We start from the raw sequence: 16,237 nt of genomic DNA on the forward strand, positions 1-16,237 counted from the left end.
ACAACTGATGAAACGGCAAAGGCTCGGGCTTTATTTTGAGAAGATTTGCCCTAAATTTAAGACCGCCAGATCTTCCAGGATTTTTTTGCTTGGTGTTCCAGCATTTTCAATCCGTTGCGGGTACGGGCCCCTTGTGCTTTACCCAATTTTAAAAATTCGGTCTGGTCTGGGTTGTAGATCAAATCGAAGAGAACGTGGTCTGCTGTAATGTATTGGTAGGGGATGGTGGGACATTGCGACACGTTGGGGAAGGTGCCCAACGGGGTACAGTTTATGATCAAGAAATGCGTTGTCATGAGCTCCCTGTTAAGCTCTTGGTAGTTTATGGTGTTTTCTGTTTTATTGCGGGAAACGATCTTGTAAGAAAATCCCATGGTATCCAGCACGTACTTAATGGCTTTAGAAGCCCCGCCAGTGCCCAAGATCAAGGCTGTTTTTTCTTTTATGGGCAATAAATTGGCGAGGGATTTTGCAAAACCGTAATGATCGGTGTTGAAACCTTTTAAACTGCCGTCATTCTGAAATTTTATGGTATTTACGGCCCCGATTGCCGAAGCTTCTTTGTCGATGCGGTCCAAAAACGGGATGATGGCTTCTTTGTAAGGTATGGTAACATTAAGGCCTTTGAGGTCTTTTGTTTTTGAAATTATTTTGGGGAATTCTTCTATACGGTCGATATCAAAATTATGGTAGGTGTCCGCCCTATTTTCCCGATCGAATTTTACTGAAAAAAATGTTTTTGAAAATGAATAGGAAATGTCTTTTCCTACCAGTCCGTATTTAGCCATTGTTTTTGGTTCTTGCTTTGTAATACCAATCTAAACTCAACACAATCAGTACGCCTGCGAAAATAAAGAAAATAGCCCAAAAGGTGTCGAACGAAAATTCTGATGGCCAATAGCGGTCGTATCCAGTGATTATTACGCGACCATTGGCATCGTGCTTAATATTTCCGAAGGCATCCAGCGCATAGATTTTTTCTTTCCATGGCCAGACCACGCCCAACGAACCCGATATAAAACCAATAATAACGGCATACGTGGCTTTTTTGAACCTTTTAAGCACATAAGCCAATAGATGCGAAAGCGACACCAAACCCACCAAAGAGCCCAATGAAAACGAGGTTAAAACTTTTAAGAGCTTCACGCGTTGTGGATCGTTCGCAAAGCTGAAATCCAGCTGGGCCAAATCTATTATGGTATCGTACAGCGCATTGACCGAATCGACCAACAACAAAACATAATTGCCCAAAAGTATTAAGATAAAAGAGCCTGAAAGCCCTGGCAAGGTCATTCCCGAAACGCCGATAATACCACAAAAGAAAACGAATATCAAATTATCGTTTTCCTTGGCGGGTTCCAAGAAACTGATGCTCACCCCGGCAATGATACCGAACAATAGATAGGCTACGTATTTTCGGTTCCAATCACCAAAATCTTTTGCGATATAGTAAATAGAACCTACGATCATGCCAAAGAAGGTACTCCACACGTACAGCTCAAAATGGATGAGCAATACGTCCAGTATTTTCGATATGCTGAAATAGCTGATGACCATCCCTAAGATGAGCAGCCCTAAAAACCTGCCATTGATGTACTGAAAAAAACTCCTGAAACGCCCATCGAACAATAGCCCAACAGCTTTGCGATTTATTTTTTGGAGCGAATAGATAAATTCTTCGTAAAAACCGGCAACAAAAGCGACCACTCCACCGGAAACCCCCGGCACTTTATTGGCAGCTCCCATAGCGAGGCCTTTTAAGACCAGCCACATTTTATCGCTAAAAGACCGTTCTTCGTACATTTATGCTTTCTTTTTTGAAACCGCTGCCCGCTCCAAGATAAAAATACTTAAAAAGCCCAAAACCATAAACAGCAAGGCAAGCAGTATTTGAGGATCTTCGGGATATTGCGTAGGCATGATGCTGCGTTCAATAAACGGTACTTCTTCCCCGTGGGAATCCACCCGGTACTTTAAAACCTCTTTCCAAGGCCATATTTTATTGAGTGCACCGACCATAAACCCGGTCAAGACGGCCAAAATTAAATTTTTATGGTTTTTGAACATCCAGTTCAATACCCGCGAAAAAACTTTTAAACCTGCAATGGCACCAATTGCAAATATCCCTATTTTCATCAAGGCTTGCGATATGCGTTGCCAATCCATATTGGCAATGCCTTCTCCCAAGAGCGAAATGGTACCGATAATACCGGTATAAGCCCCCATCAACAAAAGTATGAATGCCCCACTAATACCGGGCAGGATCATGGCGATGATGGCTATAAAACCGGCAAAAAAGAGAAACCATGTACTATCTGCGGTGCCCAAGGGTTCTGCCAGGGTAACCCCATACGCAGCGGCAGCGGCTATGATAAGTGCGGCGCCAATCCACACGCTCCAGCTGGTAACTTGTTTGCCAACGTATAGAATACTTGCGATCACCAAGCCAAAAAAGAAAGACCAGACCAGAATAGGATGGTTGCTCAACAGCCAAGTGATGACTTTGGCGAGCGATAGGATGCTAATTGCCACCCCTGCGAACAGGGCTACCAAAAAAGATAGGTTGTATGTTTTCCAAGCGGTTGAAATCCCTTCTTTTTTCCAAAGTTTTAAAAAACCTAAGTCCAGTTTATGGATGGTTTCAATCAACTCTTCGTAAATGCCCGAGATAAAAGCGATGGTGCCGCCAGAGACCCCAGGCACTACATCGGCAGCTCCCATGGCCATTCCCTTGGCGGTAATCACGAGATATTGAATAAAATTTCGTTTTGGCATAGCGTATAATTACTGACCGCCAAAAATACGCAAATTACAAGGAAGGGTTTTTGTGTTTTTCAATTATTTGCTGAACAGAAGGCCGCTGATAAAAGTTAGGGAACAGTTCTTCTATAATTATTACATAGTCTGGGTTGAACTTCAAGCCGTTTTTTAAATGATAAGTGGCCTTTCTGCCTTCGGTTAAAATATTGTACAGTCCAGCAAACCTAAATTCTATTTCGGCATTTTCGGGATAAAATTCTGAGGCCTGCAACAGGTTTTTAATGGCAGCTTCAAATTCGCCCAACTTCAATAAAAGGTCGCAGCGGTTAAGCCAAGTGTTGAGCTCATAATTGCCAAGCTCCAAAGTTCGGCGGTAGCCGTGTTCGGCTTCTTCAAATAAGTGCAAACGTAGGTTGATGCGCGCGTAGCGTTTCCAGTACCGTACATTTTCACTGTCTATATTAATAGCTTTTTCAATGTAGTACAAGGCTTTTTTGTAATCTTTTTTTCTGAAATAATGATCAGTGATGGCAATCCAGCCTTTGTCCAACAAGCCGTCTTCTTCTACGCACTTAGTAAAAAACTGAAGGGCCAACTCGTTATCGCCCAATTTTTCATAACATTTGCCAATGCGCAAAAGCGCAAACGAGGTAGGGTCGTCCAAGCCCAAGGTTATCGTGTAGCTTTCAATGGCGTCTTCGTATTGGTTCAGTTTTTCCTGTACTTTTCCTTTTTCAAGGTAGGCGCCAATAAAACGGTCATCACTTATAATGGCAAAATCGAAAGCGGCCAAGGCTTTTTTATATTCTTTTAAAATATAATATTGTTTCCCTACTTGGTGCCAAGCGACTTCGCTGTACGGATTCTTATTGAGAAAATCGTTAAGGTAGTCGATAGCCTGTTGATGCTGTTCTAAAAATTCGAAGCAATAAATCACGTTATACAAGGCTGAATAGTCCTCTTCGTCGTTTTCAAGGCATTTCATGAAAACGAGCTTGGCGTTCTCAAAGTCTTCCAAAAAGAGATATTCCATGCCTATAAGAGCCATGACATCATTTTCGTCATTGGTGATCTCCAAAGCCTGTTCCAACAACTGTATGGCTTTTTTATGATCGTCCCGTCGGGAAAAAATATTCGCTTTTTGTATATACACCTCTTGGTTGGACTGCTCTAAAGAATACAACTCATCCAACAGCGATTCTGCAATGTCCAGTTCGTTTTCAAAAATGTGCATCTCTATCTGGTACAATTTCAAATTCGTGGCCGAAGGATGCTGCTCTAGCCCCAGTTTGGTCGCCTTTTTGGCAAGGGCGATTTTCCCGTTTTCAAGGTAGTATTGAATGATGTTCTCAAACTCTTCCGAATCGAAAAAATACACATCGTTGGTCTTCAGCATAGATTCAAAGCGGGATAGCGAGAAGTTGTCGTGTTCGTTTGGAGGTAATTGCATACAGAACGTTTTACGGTTTCGTCTATTTTAAAGATACTAATGTAATGTCTTGTTCAATAGTTGTGCCGCGTTTATTGTTAACAGGCTTATCAACAGCAATATTTTGAAATAAATAATTGATTTTCAGTTAATTGCAATTTATTTACCCTTTTTCTATCTCTTGTAGCACTTGAATAATGGTGTGGCAACCTTGTCGTATTTCTGCTTCTGAAATGGTCAGCGGTGGGGTAATTCGGACGGCTTTAGGTTCAAAAAGCAGCCAAAAAAGAATCAAATTCCTGTCTTTGCAACGTAAAATAACTTCGGAAGCTATTTCAGCTGAATCCATTATTAAGGCCAACATCAACCCCTTGCCGCGAACTTCCTTAATTAACGGATGTTTCAGCAGTTTTCTGAAAAGTTGCTCCTTCTGAAGGGTTTGGGGCATCAATTCGGTTTCGGTCACTTCCTTTAAGGTCGCCAAAGCGGCTGCCGCTATGACAGGGTTACCGCCAAAGGTGGTGATGTGCCCTAATTTTGGGTTGTCCTTCAGCAAGGCCATGTGGTTTTGCGAAGCGGTAAACGCACCAATGGGCATGCCGCCGCCCATTCCTTTTCCCATGACCAAAATATCGGGGACCACATTAAAATGCTGAAAGCCGAACAATTTTCCAGTACGGCCAAAGCCTGGCTGAATTTCATCTAAAATAAGCAGTGTGCCAGTTTCATCGCACCGTTTACGTACTTTCTTGAGATAGTCTTTTTCAGGAAATACAAACCCAGCACCGCCTTGAATGGTTTCTAAAATAATTGCTGCGGTTTTAGTGGTAATCTTTTCAAGAGCATCAAAATTATTGAAATCGATAGGGTTGCAATCGGGCAGGAGCGGAGCAAAAGGTTTTTTTCGCTCGTTATTCCCCATCACGCTCAACGCACCAAAGGTATTGCCATGGTAGGCTTTGTTGGCAAATACCAATTCGGTTCTGTTGGTAACACGTCTTGCCAACTTTAAAGCGCCGTCAATGGCTTCGGCACCGCTGTTTACCAAATAGGTGGTTTCCAAAGGTGCTGGAAGATGGGTGGCCAATAGCTTGGTGAGCGCAACAGCGGGTTGCTGGATGTATTCGCCATAAACCATAACATGCAGGTATTTATCCAGCTGATTTTTAATCGCTTTTACAACTCGAGGGTGCCGATGCCCTAAACTACAAGCAGAAACACCTGCTACAAAATCAAGATGTTTGTTGCCGTTGGTGTCATATATATAACTTCCTTGGGCGTGTGATATTTCCATGGCCAACGGATGTGGCGTGGTTTGGGTTTGATATTTAAAAAAATCTTCTTTCATGGTCTTTCTACATCAATTTTTACTTTTCTTGTTCTTCGGAAGCGTTTTCTTGCGAATCTTTTGCAGGATCGGGAGGTTGGCGAATCGAATCGGTTTGAATACTATCCGTTTTCCTCGTCATTGGCCTGGGGTCTTCTATCCGGTTTTGTAGGTCTTTTGCTTTTAATTTGGATTGTTCGGGCAGTTCCAATTCGTCCCCTGGAGTATCCTCAAAAAATTCTCCTTCATCTTCGGGCAAACGGATGCCTTTTATCTTGGGAAGAATAGGGGCTGGCTTTCCTTTAAACAGGTCTTCCACTTGTTGCAACCGTTCGTCTCCCCGCCAGCTGAAACCGGGCAAAATCCGGGCATTTTCGGGCAATTCAGGTGGTGGGTAGAGTTTTCCGTCCACATTTTTCAAAAAACGAATGCCGGTAATTTGTTGCTCTTCCAAATAAAGCTGTATATCGCTGGACAGAGTGTTGTTAATGCCCACCAGTTCGTCTTTATCATTTCGTGAAAAATAAATCACTTCGGCATTTTTATGAATGTTTACGGTGTCCAGTTCATTATTGGTAAACAGTCCAATAAGCCGTTCGCCCTTTACTTGGTTGTATCCCGCACTATCTTTTTGTATTAAAAACGCGTTGTTGAACACTTTTAACGTATCGAGCTTCTCGGTTTTGGTATTCGAAAGGATATGGATGGTATCGCCTGTCATTTGGTTTTCGCCGCTCCATAAAACGGGGTTTCTGAGCAGTTTTGTTATGCCTTTTTTTTGATCTACGAAAATAGAATCGCATTTGCCGCTGGTGGGTTGCTCGCCTTCTAAACCTCGTTTAAACATCCGGGCGCGGTAAAACCCTTTAATAATACGGTTTTCGGGTTTTCCGGTCACTTGTAGGGTGTCGGCATGCACGTAAACGGAATCTCGGTCCCTGAGCGTTACCGCTACGGCACGTTTGGTAATGAAAACGGAATCTTTATCGCGAAACACTTCCGCATAATGCCCACGGATAATGCTCTTGTTCACCGTATCGAGCACCTTGATATTGTTGGTTGCCGAAGCGAAACTCTTGTTTTGGTCAAAATAAATACTGTCGCCGTACAAGATCCTGTTTTTGTAATCTACCCTAGAATTTTTTACAAAATAGCCTGTATTGGCACGGGTATCGTAATAGCCTCGATCGCAGTATACCGTGCTGTTTTCGGTTTTTATGGTTGAAGGACCGTACAGAAAGGCGTCGCCAGTTTCAGAATAAAAATCCAGTTGGGGGGAGTTTACGATATAATCTGGGTTGTTGATCACCACATTGGAAAGGAACTGATATTTTTTTGTTTCGGCATAATAGCGTCCTATACGGCTGGTGAGGGTGCTTGCAGTATCCCTAACGGTGCCCCCGGTTCGATAATAGGCCTGTTGTTTTATGCGGTCAAAATAAAGAGTGTCGGTTTTTAAAGTGGTCTTTGGGTCTTTGAACAGCACATCGCCACTGGCAAAAGCAAATTGGGTGTTGCCGTTGTATTCAGCATATTTGCTGTTTAGGGTAACGGTGTCGGCTTGGGTTATTTTTACTTGGCCGTAAGCTTTTACAAAATTATCGTTTAGGTAAACATAGGCTTGGTCACACCACATTTCAACCCCTTCGTGCACAATATAAACTTGCCCAGTATCGTCTTTGGTGTAAATGGCAGCATCGGGCAGTTCGGGCCTGATTTCTAAATAACCAGACTCGATATTTACCTTGGCTTTTTTAGGTTCGTCTTGTGCGTGTAGCGTTATTCCGAAGCTATGGACAAGGACAAGCAAGAAAAAAACACAGAATAATATGTTGGCAATTATCTTCAATATGCAGTTTGCTTGTATCCTGTAACGTAAATTGTGTTCAATAAGTATATTACCGCTCGATGGTCTGTGTTCTGTCCGGCCCTACAGAAACGAGCTTAATTGGTACTTCCAGCTCTTTTTCCAAAAATTCGATGTAGTCGTTCAATTCCTTCGGAAGTTGACCGGCATCGTTCATCTTGGTTAAGTCTTCTTTCCAGCCGTTCATTTCAGTATAAACCGGGGTTACGTTTTCTGCTTCTATATTGTACGGTAAATGGTCAATGGTCTTCCCTTTGTATTTGTATGCAGTACACACCTTTAATTTTTTGAAACCGCTCAACACGTCGCCTTTCATCATCATCAATTGGGTAACGCCATTAACGTGTACAGCATATTTTAAGGCTACCAAATCTAACCACCCGCAACGTCTGGCACGGCCGGTAGTGGCGCCAAATTCGTTGCCTATCTTGGCCATGCGCTCGCCATCTTCGTCAAAAAGCTCGGTAGGGAAGGGGCCGCTTCCCACACGTGTGGTGTAGGCTTTAAAGATGCCGAACACTTCTTTTATTTTGTTGGGGGCAATCCCCAAACCGGTGCAAGCACCCGCCGCTGTGGTATTTGATGACGTTACAAAAGGATAGGTGCCAAAATCAATGTCCAATAAAGATCCTTGGGCCCCCTCGGCCAAAACAGTCTTGTTTTCTCTCTGGGCTTGGTGGAGGTATTCTTCGCTGTCAATGAAGGTTAAGGATTTCAATACTTCAACCGCTTCAAAGAACTCTGCTTCCAGTTCGGCAAGGTTGTATTGGATATCGACATTGTAAAAGTCGATCATCGCTTCGTGCTTATTGGCTAGGGTACGGTACTTTTCTTTCCAGTCGCTCAGCTCAAGATCGCCCACGCGAATGCCATTGCGCCCCGTTTTGTCCATGTAGGTTGGGCCAATTCCCTTTAAGGTGGAACCTATTTTGGCTTTTCCTTTTGAAGTTTCACTGGCGGCGTCCAGCAATCTGTGGGTGGGTAGGATTAGATGCGCTTTTCGCGAAATAAGCAGTTTTTTCTCAAGATCAAGGTTAAACTGAGATAGGTTGTCCAGTTCTTTTTTAAAAATCACCGGATCGATAACTACCCCATTGCCGACAAGGTTTACGGCATCTTCGTGAAAAATACCGCTGGGAATCGTGTGCAGCACGTGCTTGATACCGTCAAACTCCAAAGTGTGACCAGCATTGGGGCCACCTTGAAAACGGGCGATAATATCATAGTTTTTGGTGAGGACATCGACGATTTTTCCTTTTCCTTCGTCGCCCCATTGTAATCCAAGTAGTAAATCTACTGCCATAATGTGTTATTGATTGCTCTGTTTTCGGTTTCCGTAGAAATACAACGAGTGTTTTGTGATCTCGATGTCGAAAACCTCTTCGATTGTTTTTTTAATGGACTGAATGCGCGGGTCGCAAAACTCAATCACTTCGCCATCGGACAGGATAACGTGGTCGTGCTGCTTATCGAAATATGATTTTTCGTAATGCGCCTGGTTTTGCCCAAATTGATGTTTGCGCACTAAGCCACACTCCAACAAAAGCTCTATGGTGTTGTACAACGTTGCGCGGCTTACGCGGTAGTTTTTGTTCTTCATATTGATATAGAGCGATTCTATATCGAAATGTTCCTTTTGATCGTAGATTTCCTGAAGTATGGCATAGCGTTCCGGTGTTTTACGATGTCCTTTTTCTTCAAGGTAGGTCGTAAACACATTTTTAACGATTGCTTGATTGTTTTTTTCAGTTTTGGTGCTCATAACAAAGGTGCAAAGGTACTCAATTTAAACTCGTTTCACTTTGTCTATGCCGTTTATTTTTTTCAATTTCATCACCAGATTGTCCAAGACGGTTTTGTTTTTTACCACAACGGTTATTTTTCCGTTGAACACCCCGTCGTCACTATCAAAATGAACTCCTTTCATATCGATGTTCAAATTATTCGAAATTAGCTTGGTCACATTGTTCACCAACCCTACGGCATCGATTCCGTTAATGATCAATTGTGCTTTAAACTCGCGTTGTGTAGAGTCGATCCATTTGGCCGGCATAATACGGTAACTGAAATTGCTCTGCAACTGCAACGCATTAGGACAGTTTTGTTTGTGCACTTTTATGCCTTCGTTTACCGTGACAAAACCAAATACATCGTCCCCTGGGATGGGATTGCAGCAATTTGCCATTTTGTAATCCAGCTTCTCTTCTTCTTTGCCAAAAACCAATTGGTCATACTTCTCGGTAATTTCCTCTTTGTTGATGTCCTGTGGCTTGTCCGGCTTGCGAATTTTATTTTTAAAGAAATTTACAAAAGCATTGCTTCGGGAAGCTGCAAAGTCTTTCAGCTTTTGGTTATCGATTATACCGGCACCTACGCGGTAAAAAAGATCCAAACTGGTTTTTACCTTAAAGAAAACGACCAGTTGATTAATGGTTTTTTCGTCTAAGGTGATTTTCAGCGACTTTAACTTACGAGCCAAAATTTCTTTTCCTTCTTCAGCTATTTGTTTTTTCTCATCTTTTAAGGACGATTTAATTTTGGACCGGGCCCGACCGGTGGTTACATAATCCAACCAGTTGGCCGAAGGTTTGCTTTTTTCTGAAGTGATGATCTCCACTTGATCGCCACTTTTAAGTACATGGCTCAAAGGCACTAATTTACCGTTTACCTTGGTGCCTCTTGTGTGCATGCCCACTTCGGTATGCACTTGAAAGGCAAAGTCTAGGGCCGTGGCACCCTTGGGCAATGAAAAGAGATCCCCTTTTGGGGTAAAGACAAAAATTTCTTTTGCGTAGAGGTTGAGTTTAAACTCTTCCACAAAATCCACAGCGCTAATTTCGGAGTTTTCTAGGGTATCTTGCAATTTGTTCAACCAATTTTCGAGACCACCGTCATCTTTTTCCTTGTTCTTGTATTTGTAGTGGGCAGCGTATCCTTTTTCGGCAATTTCGTTCATACGCTCACTGCGAATCTGTACTTCAACCCATCGGCCTTTTGGTCCCATAACCGTGATGTGCAACGCTTCGTAACCGGTTGATTTTGGCGAGGAAATCCAATCGCGCAACCGCATGGGGTTGGGCCTAAAATGATCGGTAACAATGGAGTATATTTTCCAGGCCAAGAACTTCTCGTTGTCTAAATCGCTTTTGTAGATAATGCGCACCGCAAACTTGTCATACACTTCATCAAAGCTTACGTTTTGGGCAATCATTTTTCGGCGGATGGAAAAAATGGATTTTGGACGCCCTTTTATTTCATAGTTTAACCCTTCGGCATTCAATGAGTCTTTCAGGGTTTTTGAAAATGCCTCTATGTAGGCATCTTGTTCTTCTTTGCTGTCCCTAATTTTACTGTGGATGTCGTGATATACATCGGGCTCTGTATACTTTAGGCCCAGGTCTTCCAGTTCGGTTTTAATGTTGTAAAGGCCAATGCGGTGTGCCAATGGCGCGTAAATATATAAGGTTTCCGAAGCAATTTTAACCTGTTTGTACGATGGCATGCTGTCCATGGTCTGCATATTGTGCAAACGGTCGGCAATCTTAATGATGATCACCCTAATGTCCTCGTTGAGGGTGAGCAGCATTTTCCTGAAATTTTCAGCCTGCAAGGAAACGTCCTTATCATAAGGCATTTGCGATATTTTCGTGAGGCCGTCCACAATACGGGCAACGGTTTCGCCAAAAAGCTGTTCCAGGTCTGTTAAGGTATAATCGGTGTCTTCTACCACATCGTGCAGCAGGGCAGCGGCAATGGAGGTTGCGTCCAGCCCAATTTCGGCAGCTACTATTTTCGCTACGGCTATCGGGTGGAATACGTACGCCTCGCCACTTTTACGCCGCTGGTCTTTGTGGGCATCGACAGCTACGTCAAAAGCGCTTCGAATCAGTTTTTTGTCTTCCGCGGTAAGGTTGCGGTAACTGATTTTAAGCAGCTTTTTGTACTCTTTGGCGAGTTGTTTCTTTTCGGCTTCCAATACGGCTTCAGTCATAAATTAAAAGTACAATTTCCATAAGTATTAGACAACAAAAATTTCTTCGTTTCTTTTAAGGGCATTTTTCAGTTTAAGAGAACGTAGGTTCTAATTTCCTATCCTGAAGCTAAATTAACATTAACGTATCTTTAAAATCACAACTCGGCTAAAGTGGTTACCTTTGCTTCAATTTTTGAATCCTGTATGCCAACTAAAACCATCCCGTACCAAAAAACCGGTTATTTTTCAAGATTGATTTGCGATTATCTTGCTGAAAAAGATGCGCTAAATCCGCTCTACGGAAATTTTCCGAAGTTGAAAAATTTCAGAAAACAAATTGAACAAAAAGAAGTTTTTTCTCAGGAATCCAGAGAACTTTTGGTAACGGCGTTGAAGAAACAGTACAGTAATGTTGATGCTTCAACAACAACCCGTGATAACATTCAGGCACTTGCAGATACAAACACCTTTACCATTACCACCGGGCATCAACTGAACTTATTTACCGGCCCACTTTATTTTTTGTACAAGATCTTTTCGGTTATTAACCTTTCAGAAAAACTGAACAAGGAACATCCTGAACACCATTTTGTACCGGTTTATTGGATGGCGAGCGAAGACCACGATTTTGACGAAATAAATTACTTCAATTTTAAAAGGCAAAAAATACAATGGAACCGCGAAGCTTCTGGAGCAGTAGGGGAGTTGAATACCCAAGGTTTGGAAGAAGTGCTCAAAACGGTGGAACATACATTCGGTGCCAGTGAGAACGCCCAGTTTTTAAACACGCTTTTTGCTGAAGCTTACACCAAACACAACACTTTAACCGAGGCCACTCGTTACCTTGCCAATCAGCTTTTTAAGGAATACGGCTTGGTCATCGTGGACGGGAACGATGCTTTGTTAAAAAAAGCGTTTATACCTTATGCTGAAAGGGAACTGAAGGAAAACCTATCCTACAAAAATGTAACTGAGACCACTGAAAAACTCATCGATTTAGGCTATGCCGAACAAGTACACCCTCGGGAAATCAATCTGTTTTATTTAAATGAAAACCTGCGTGAACGCATTATTGAACGGGATGGCCGGTTTTTTGTTGATGAAACCGAACTGTCTTTTTCAAAAGAAGAAATCCTAAAAGAACTGGAAAACCATCCCGAACGTTTTTCGCCCAATGCCTTACTCAGGCCGCTGTTTCAAGAGGTGATATTGCCTAATTTATGTTATGTTGGTGGTGGTGGCGAGTTGGCCTATTGGTTTCAATTAAAAGATTATTTTGATGCGGTGCAAGTGCCGTTTCCAATGTTGTTGCTTCGAAATTCGGTATTGCTGTTGCCTTTTAAGCTTTCAGAAAAATTGAAAAAACTGGATGTTACGGTAGAAGAATTGTTTTTGAAACAGCATGAATTGAAAACAAAACACACCCGGCGTATTTCAGAAATCGATATCGATTTTTCACAACAGCGCGAGCACCTTCAAAAACAATTTAAAGAGCTGTACACCTTGGCCAAAAAAACCGATGCCTCGTTTATAGGGGCTGTTGCCGCACAGGAAAAAAAGCAGTTGAACGGTCTGGACCACTTGGAAAAACGCCTGCTAAAAGCCCAAAAGCGAAAATTGGCCGATGAACTGGAGCGGCTTACGGCCATTCAAGATGCCCTGTTCCCTAATCAGAGCTTACAGGAACGCACCAAAAACTTTTCAGAATTTTATGTGGAATATGGCGATCGGTTGTTTTCAGAAATTAAGCAGAACCTTGATCCTTTGGTAAATGAGTTCACGGTGTTGGGCCTCGATACAATTTAGTTGAAACAGCTGTTTCAACTATATCACTCAGCCACCTTACTTCGAAATAGACCTTTAAGGTGGTTGAGGTATTTTGGAAAAACAAGGTTGTTTTCAAAATAGTATCGGAACAACCGGAATTACTGTTTTTTAGGGGGCTGATTGAAGCCGAAGCCCTACATGGTTGCCAACCGGCTGTTAAACAAATAATCTTCGTAGGTATTGTTGTAGTGTACTTTTTTCTCGATTGATTTTACCACTTCTACGGCGAAATCCGTTTGGTACATTTCGCCCATCACATTTAAACCGCCGGGACTGAACACGTTTATTTCCATAAGCTTGTTGCCTACGATATCGATTCCTACCAAGAACATCCCGTCTTGCACTAATTTTGGACGCACAATTTCTGCCAGTTCCAAAATTTGATCGGTCATTTTTGTTTTTTCAGGTTTACCGCCGGCGTGGATGTTGCTGCGTATGTCCCCACTTTTATTAACCCGTTTCATTATGGCGTATTTCCATTTTTAGATTGTAAAGGCACACCGTTCATTAAAAAGAGCCGGGTATCGCCGTTTTTGGCTTCTGGAAGGTACTCTTGTGCAATCACAAACCCGTCCCGGCAAATGGCATCAATGGTTTGCGAGAGGTTGTGTTCGGTTTTTTTATCCATCAAAAACACGTTTTTACCGCCAGAACCTTGTAGGGGTTTTAGGATCATTTTCTGTTTTTGTTCTTTAAAAAAATCGACTATCTCTTCTTCATCTCGGGTAATAATGGTTTTGGGACGCAATATTTCGGGAAAATGTTGAAAATACATTTTGTTTACCGCATTGGCCAAGGTGCTGGGGTGATTTAATACCAATACTTTGTCCTGCATAGCGATTTCCCCGAAAATAAAGGCGGCGTTTTGGGCCCATTCCCGTTCGTCGATTTCATCGGAAGGGTCATTCCGAAGAAAAAGCACGTCCAATTCTGCAGAGGTTATTTTGGTAAAAGGTGCTTTTTGCAAGGCTTTAAAATACGTGATTTGGCTGTGGAATTTTTTTCCGCTTATGGTTTTACAGCGGGCCGATAGGTGACCGTCGCTGGCATAGGCCAATTCGCCCACACCAATAAAATATACTTCGTGGTCCCTTTTGTACGCCGCATAGCCAAGGGCAGGAGTGGTGTAGTTGGGCTTTTCGGTGGCGTGGTCGTTGATGATAAAGGCGATTTTCATGTTTTTTTAGTTTAGCAACTCGGTTAGCTGTATTCCTTCTTTTAATTTCTGAAGGCGTTTTTTGGCAATGTCCCGTTCTAAAAACCGGGGCAACAATGGCTTTTTTACAATATCCCGGTGCAACAGCTCTTCAATCAAAGGCACGTGGTTGGTATTGAATTTACCCGTGTAGAGCGTTTCAATATTTCCACCGTTTTTTAGGTAGGCCATGCAGTTCATTAAGCCGGCTAGATAAACGGCATCTTTGGTAAGGCCACCGCCCCGGTAAACGCGCATGGTGATATAATATGCAGTGTATTGGGTAAAATTATAGGTGTGGTGAAGCATATTGAAGGTTTCAATAAACGAAGCTCCGTTGACAAGGGAGTTTGCTGCCTCCACACGTCCGGCCAACAACCTAAGCCTGTTTTTGGTAAGCCCATCTACCAAGTATTCTGCCAAGACCGCCAGGCCTTCCTGCAGCCTATCATAACCCGCAAACCCAGCGTACATTTGCTCCAAGGGTTGCCGTTTACCATTACAATAGGTAAGGATGTGGGTGCCCACTTCGTGCTGTACCAAGGCATCGCAACGGCTGGCATCCATCGACAGGTTTTCGCTTACAAACAGCTTGGTTTTCGACACCATGATGCCGGCTACATCTTTGCGTATTTCCAGCCCGAGGTCGAGGTTGGTAAAATGCTCTTTATAATAATCGATTTCTTTTTGGGCATGTTCGGCAAATTGGTGGCAATCTGCCCGTTCCATGTTGCTGCGCTCCATGGGTTCTGGAAATTTTTTTAAAATTGCTGCCGCCCCTTCCAGAACGTTTTGCTTTATAGGGCCATACAGACTTTCGCCAATAAACCGAAAATTATGGGTGCTGCGCTCTTCGAGCATGGTCAATTGTTTTTCAATCTCCAAACGTTTATCGCGCAAGATAAACGATAGGGTGGGGTCGTCCACTTTATCGATGGGGAGTTGGTATAATTTTCGTTTTTCCAGTTCTGGGTCCAAAGCGATAAGGCGATAATTGAACGCCGGCGTTTTTTGAAATTTGTTTTTTTTGAAGCGTTCCCATTCGGTTGAAGCATTAACAGGGGTTGTACGCAGCAAAAATGACATCTTTTCGCTTATTTTAGCTAATTTGCTGTCTGCTTCCAGTGTAATGCGGTCCAAGTTGGTCTTGCCAAGCATTAAATAATGGTTAAATGGGTTGGATGTTTGTACGCGAATAAACTCATACACCGCACGCTTGACGATTTCAGAAAAACGGGAACTGAATTTTCTGTAAAAAATGGAGAATAGTTGATTTTCCTCGGGCCGTTCGTAAATGGTGGGAATACCAAGACCAATGATCAATGCCCCAGATTGTTTGCTTTCGTCTATTTCTATGAGCGGTTGCAAATGTTCTGGGTGTCGGGCATGCGTATCGTGAACGGTGGTGTTGATTTCTGGATAGATTACATGCAGTTCGTCAAACCCTTCCTTAAACGCCGCTATGGTCGCTGGGGCTTTGCTTTTTGGGCAAAAAATCTCCAATTCGGCATCGTGGTCTTTCCGAAACGGCCACATTTCAATGATTAAAAAAGCGTTCAGTTTTGTGGAAATTGTCCTGGACAAACATTCCAGTAGGTGGGTAATGTCCACCGTGTCCTTAACAATTAAGTATGAAGCCTGGGTTTTCAATAAGCCCGAAAAATTAGGGTCCTTTTCTTTGTAGCGATAGACACAAATATAAGGCAGCAGTTTATCGATGTGCAATTCGCCCTCTTCTGCAATGGTTTCTTTTACAGGAAGTTGTTTTTCTAAACTTTTGCAAATACTGTCGATTAGTTTTTCTGAAATCATAATAATAAAGTTACTATAATTACAGGCGTTTAGTAATATGTAGAAAT

13 protein-coding genes are annotated in these 16,237 nt (G+C 42.6%); 1 reads left to right on the forward strand and 12 read right to left on the reverse strand.

Annotated features, from left to right (window positions below):
• Positions 1-56 precede the first annotated feature (56 nt).
• The 9 genes from DDV96_RS08675 to DDV96_RS08715 form a co-directional block, all read right to left on the reverse strand.
• Positions 57-788, reverse strand: a complete 732-nt coding sequence (locus DDV96_RS08675; RefSeq protein ID WP_116694373.1) for a shikimate dehydrogenase family protein — start codon at positions 786-788, stop codon at positions 57-59.
• Positions 781-1,803, reverse strand: coding sequence for a DUF368 domain-containing protein (locus DDV96_RS08680; RefSeq protein ID WP_116694374.1), 1,023 nt, complete (start codon positions 1,801-1,803; stop codon positions 781-783). Before DDV96_RS08680 ends, DDV96_RS08675 begins: the two co-directional genes overlap by 8 nt.
• On the reverse strand, positions 1,804-2,775 hold the full coding sequence (locus tag DDV96_RS08685; RefSeq protein ID WP_116694375.1) for a DUF368 domain-containing protein: 972 nt from the start codon (positions 2,773-2,775) through the stop codon (positions 1,804-1,806). It lies immediately after the preceding gene.
• A 34-nt stretch (positions 2,776-2,809) separates the two neighbouring features.
• Positions 2,810-4,210 (reverse strand): tetratricopeptide repeat protein, encoded by a 1,401-nt coding sequence (locus DDV96_RS08690; protein WP_116694376.1) that lies wholly within the window; start codon positions 4,208-4,210, stop codon positions 2,810-2,812.
• A gap of 142 nt (positions 4,211-4,352) precedes the next feature.
• On the reverse strand, positions 4,353-5,537 hold the full coding sequence (locus tag DDV96_RS08695; RefSeq protein WP_116694377.1) for an aspartate aminotransferase family protein: 1,185 nt from the start codon (positions 5,535-5,537) through the stop codon (positions 4,353-4,355).
• A 19-nt stretch (positions 5,538-5,556) separates the two neighbouring features.
• Positions 5,557-7,365 (reverse strand): OstA-like protein, encoded by a 1,809-nt coding sequence (locus DDV96_RS08700; RefSeq protein ID WP_240607695.1) that lies wholly within the window; start codon positions 7,363-7,365, stop codon positions 5,557-5,559.
• 49 nt (positions 7,366-7,414) lie between these two features.
• A complete protein-coding gene (locus DDV96_RS08705; RefSeq protein WP_116694378.1) occupies positions 7,415-8,686 on the reverse strand; it encodes an adenylosuccinate synthase in 1,272 nt (423 codons plus the stop codon).
• 6 nt (positions 8,687-8,692) lie between these two features.
• A complete protein-coding gene (locus DDV96_RS08710) occupies positions 8,693-9,145 on the reverse strand; it encodes a Fur family transcriptional regulator (RefSeq protein WP_116694379.1) in 453 nt (150 codons plus the stop codon).
• Positions 9,146-9,169: 24 nt separating this feature from the next.
• On the reverse strand, positions 9,170-11,374 hold the full coding sequence (locus DDV96_RS08715) for a RelA/SpoT family protein (RefSeq protein ID WP_116694380.1): 2,205 nt from the start codon (positions 11,372-11,374) through the stop codon (positions 9,170-9,172).
• Positions 11,375-11,560: 186 nt separating this feature from the next.
• Here DDV96_RS08715 and bshC point away from each other — a divergent pair, with 186 nt between their 5' ends.
• The gene (gene bshC / locus DDV96_RS08720; RefSeq protein ID WP_116694569.1) at positions 11,561-13,162 is read left to right on the forward strand and encodes a bacillithiol biosynthesis cysteine-adding enzyme BshC; all 1,602 of its coding nucleotides are present in this window, start codon (positions 11,561-11,563) and stop codon (positions 13,160-13,162) included.
• Positions 13,163-13,317: 155 nt separating this feature from the next.
• Here bshC and DDV96_RS16095 read toward each other — a convergent pair whose 3' ends face one another.
• Genes DDV96_RS16095 through DDV96_RS08730 form a run of 3 tightly spaced genes read right to left on the reverse strand, consistent with a single transcriptional unit; the run spans position 13,318 to position 16,190 of the window.
• The gene (locus DDV96_RS16095; protein WP_206074013.1) at positions 13,318-13,647 is read right to left on the reverse strand and encodes an ATP-grasp domain-containing protein; all 330 of its coding nucleotides are present in this window, start codon (positions 13,645-13,647) and stop codon (positions 13,318-13,320) included.
• The gene (locus tag DDV96_RS08725) at positions 13,647-14,360 is read right to left on the reverse strand and encodes an ATP-grasp domain-containing protein (RefSeq protein WP_206074014.1); all 714 of its coding nucleotides are present in this window, start codon (positions 14,358-14,360) and stop codon (positions 13,647-13,649) included. Before DDV96_RS08725 ends, DDV96_RS16095 begins: the two co-directional genes overlap by 1 nt.
• A gap of 6 nt (positions 14,361-14,366) precedes the next feature.
• Entirely contained in the window at positions 14,367-16,190 is a 1,824-nt protein-coding gene (locus DDV96_RS08730; RefSeq protein WP_116694381.1) for a flavohemoglobin expression-modulating QEGLA motif protein, read from the reverse strand.
• Positions 16,191-16,237: the final 47 nt, after the last annotated feature.

The sequence above is a fragment of the Marixanthomonas spongiae genome (genome assembly GCF_003095375.1).
In the GTDB taxonomy this organism is placed as follows: domain Bacteria; phylum Bacteroidota; class Bacteroidia; order Flavobacteriales; family Flavobacteriaceae; genus Marixanthomonas; species Marixanthomonas spongiae.

Coding starts and splice junctions, on each gene's coding strand:
- DDV96_RS08680 (WP_116694374.1), bottom strand. CDS start 1,803: ATGTACGAAGAACGGTCTTTTAGCGATAAAATGTGGCTGGTCTTAAAA.
- DDV96_RS08715 (WP_116694380.1), bottom strand. CDS start 11,374: ATGACTGAAGCCGTATTGGAAGCCGAAAAGAAACAACTCGCCAAAGAG.
- DDV96_RS08710 (WP_116694379.1), bottom strand. CDS start 9,145: ATGAGCACCAAAACTGAAAAAAACAATCAAGCAATCGTTAAAAATGTG.
- DDV96_RS08725 (WP_206074014.1), bottom strand. CDS start 14,360: ATGAAAATCGCCTTTATCATCAACGACCACGCCACCGAAAAGCCCAAC.
- DDV96_RS08695 (WP_116694377.1), bottom strand. CDS start 5,537: ATGAAAGAAGATTTTTTTAAATATCAAACCCAAACCACGCCACATCCG.
- DDV96_RS08675 (WP_116694373.1), bottom strand. CDS start 788: ATGGCTAAATACGGACTGGTAGGAAAAGACATTTCCTATTCATTTTCA.
- DDV96_RS08690 (WP_116694376.1), bottom strand. CDS start 4,210: ATGCAATTACCTCCAAACGAACACGACAACTTCTCGCTATCCCGCTTT.
- DDV96_RS08730 (WP_116694381.1), bottom strand. CDS start 16,190: ATGATTTCAGAAAAACTAATCGACAGTATTTGCAAAAGTTTAGAAAAA.
- DDV96_RS16095 (WP_206074013.1), bottom strand. CDS start 13,647: ATGAAACGGGTTAATAAAAGTGGGGACATACGCAGCAACATCCACGCC.
- bshC (WP_116694569.1), top strand. CDS start 11,561: ATGCCAACTAAAACCATCCCGTACCAAAAAACCGGTTATTTTTCAAGA.
- DDV96_RS08705 (WP_116694378.1), bottom strand. CDS start 8,686: ATGGCAGTAGATTTACTACTTGGATTACAATGGGGCGACGAAGGAAAA.
- DDV96_RS08685 (WP_116694375.1), bottom strand. CDS start 2,775: ATGCCAAAACGAAATTTTATTCAATATCTCGTGATTACCGCCAAGGGA.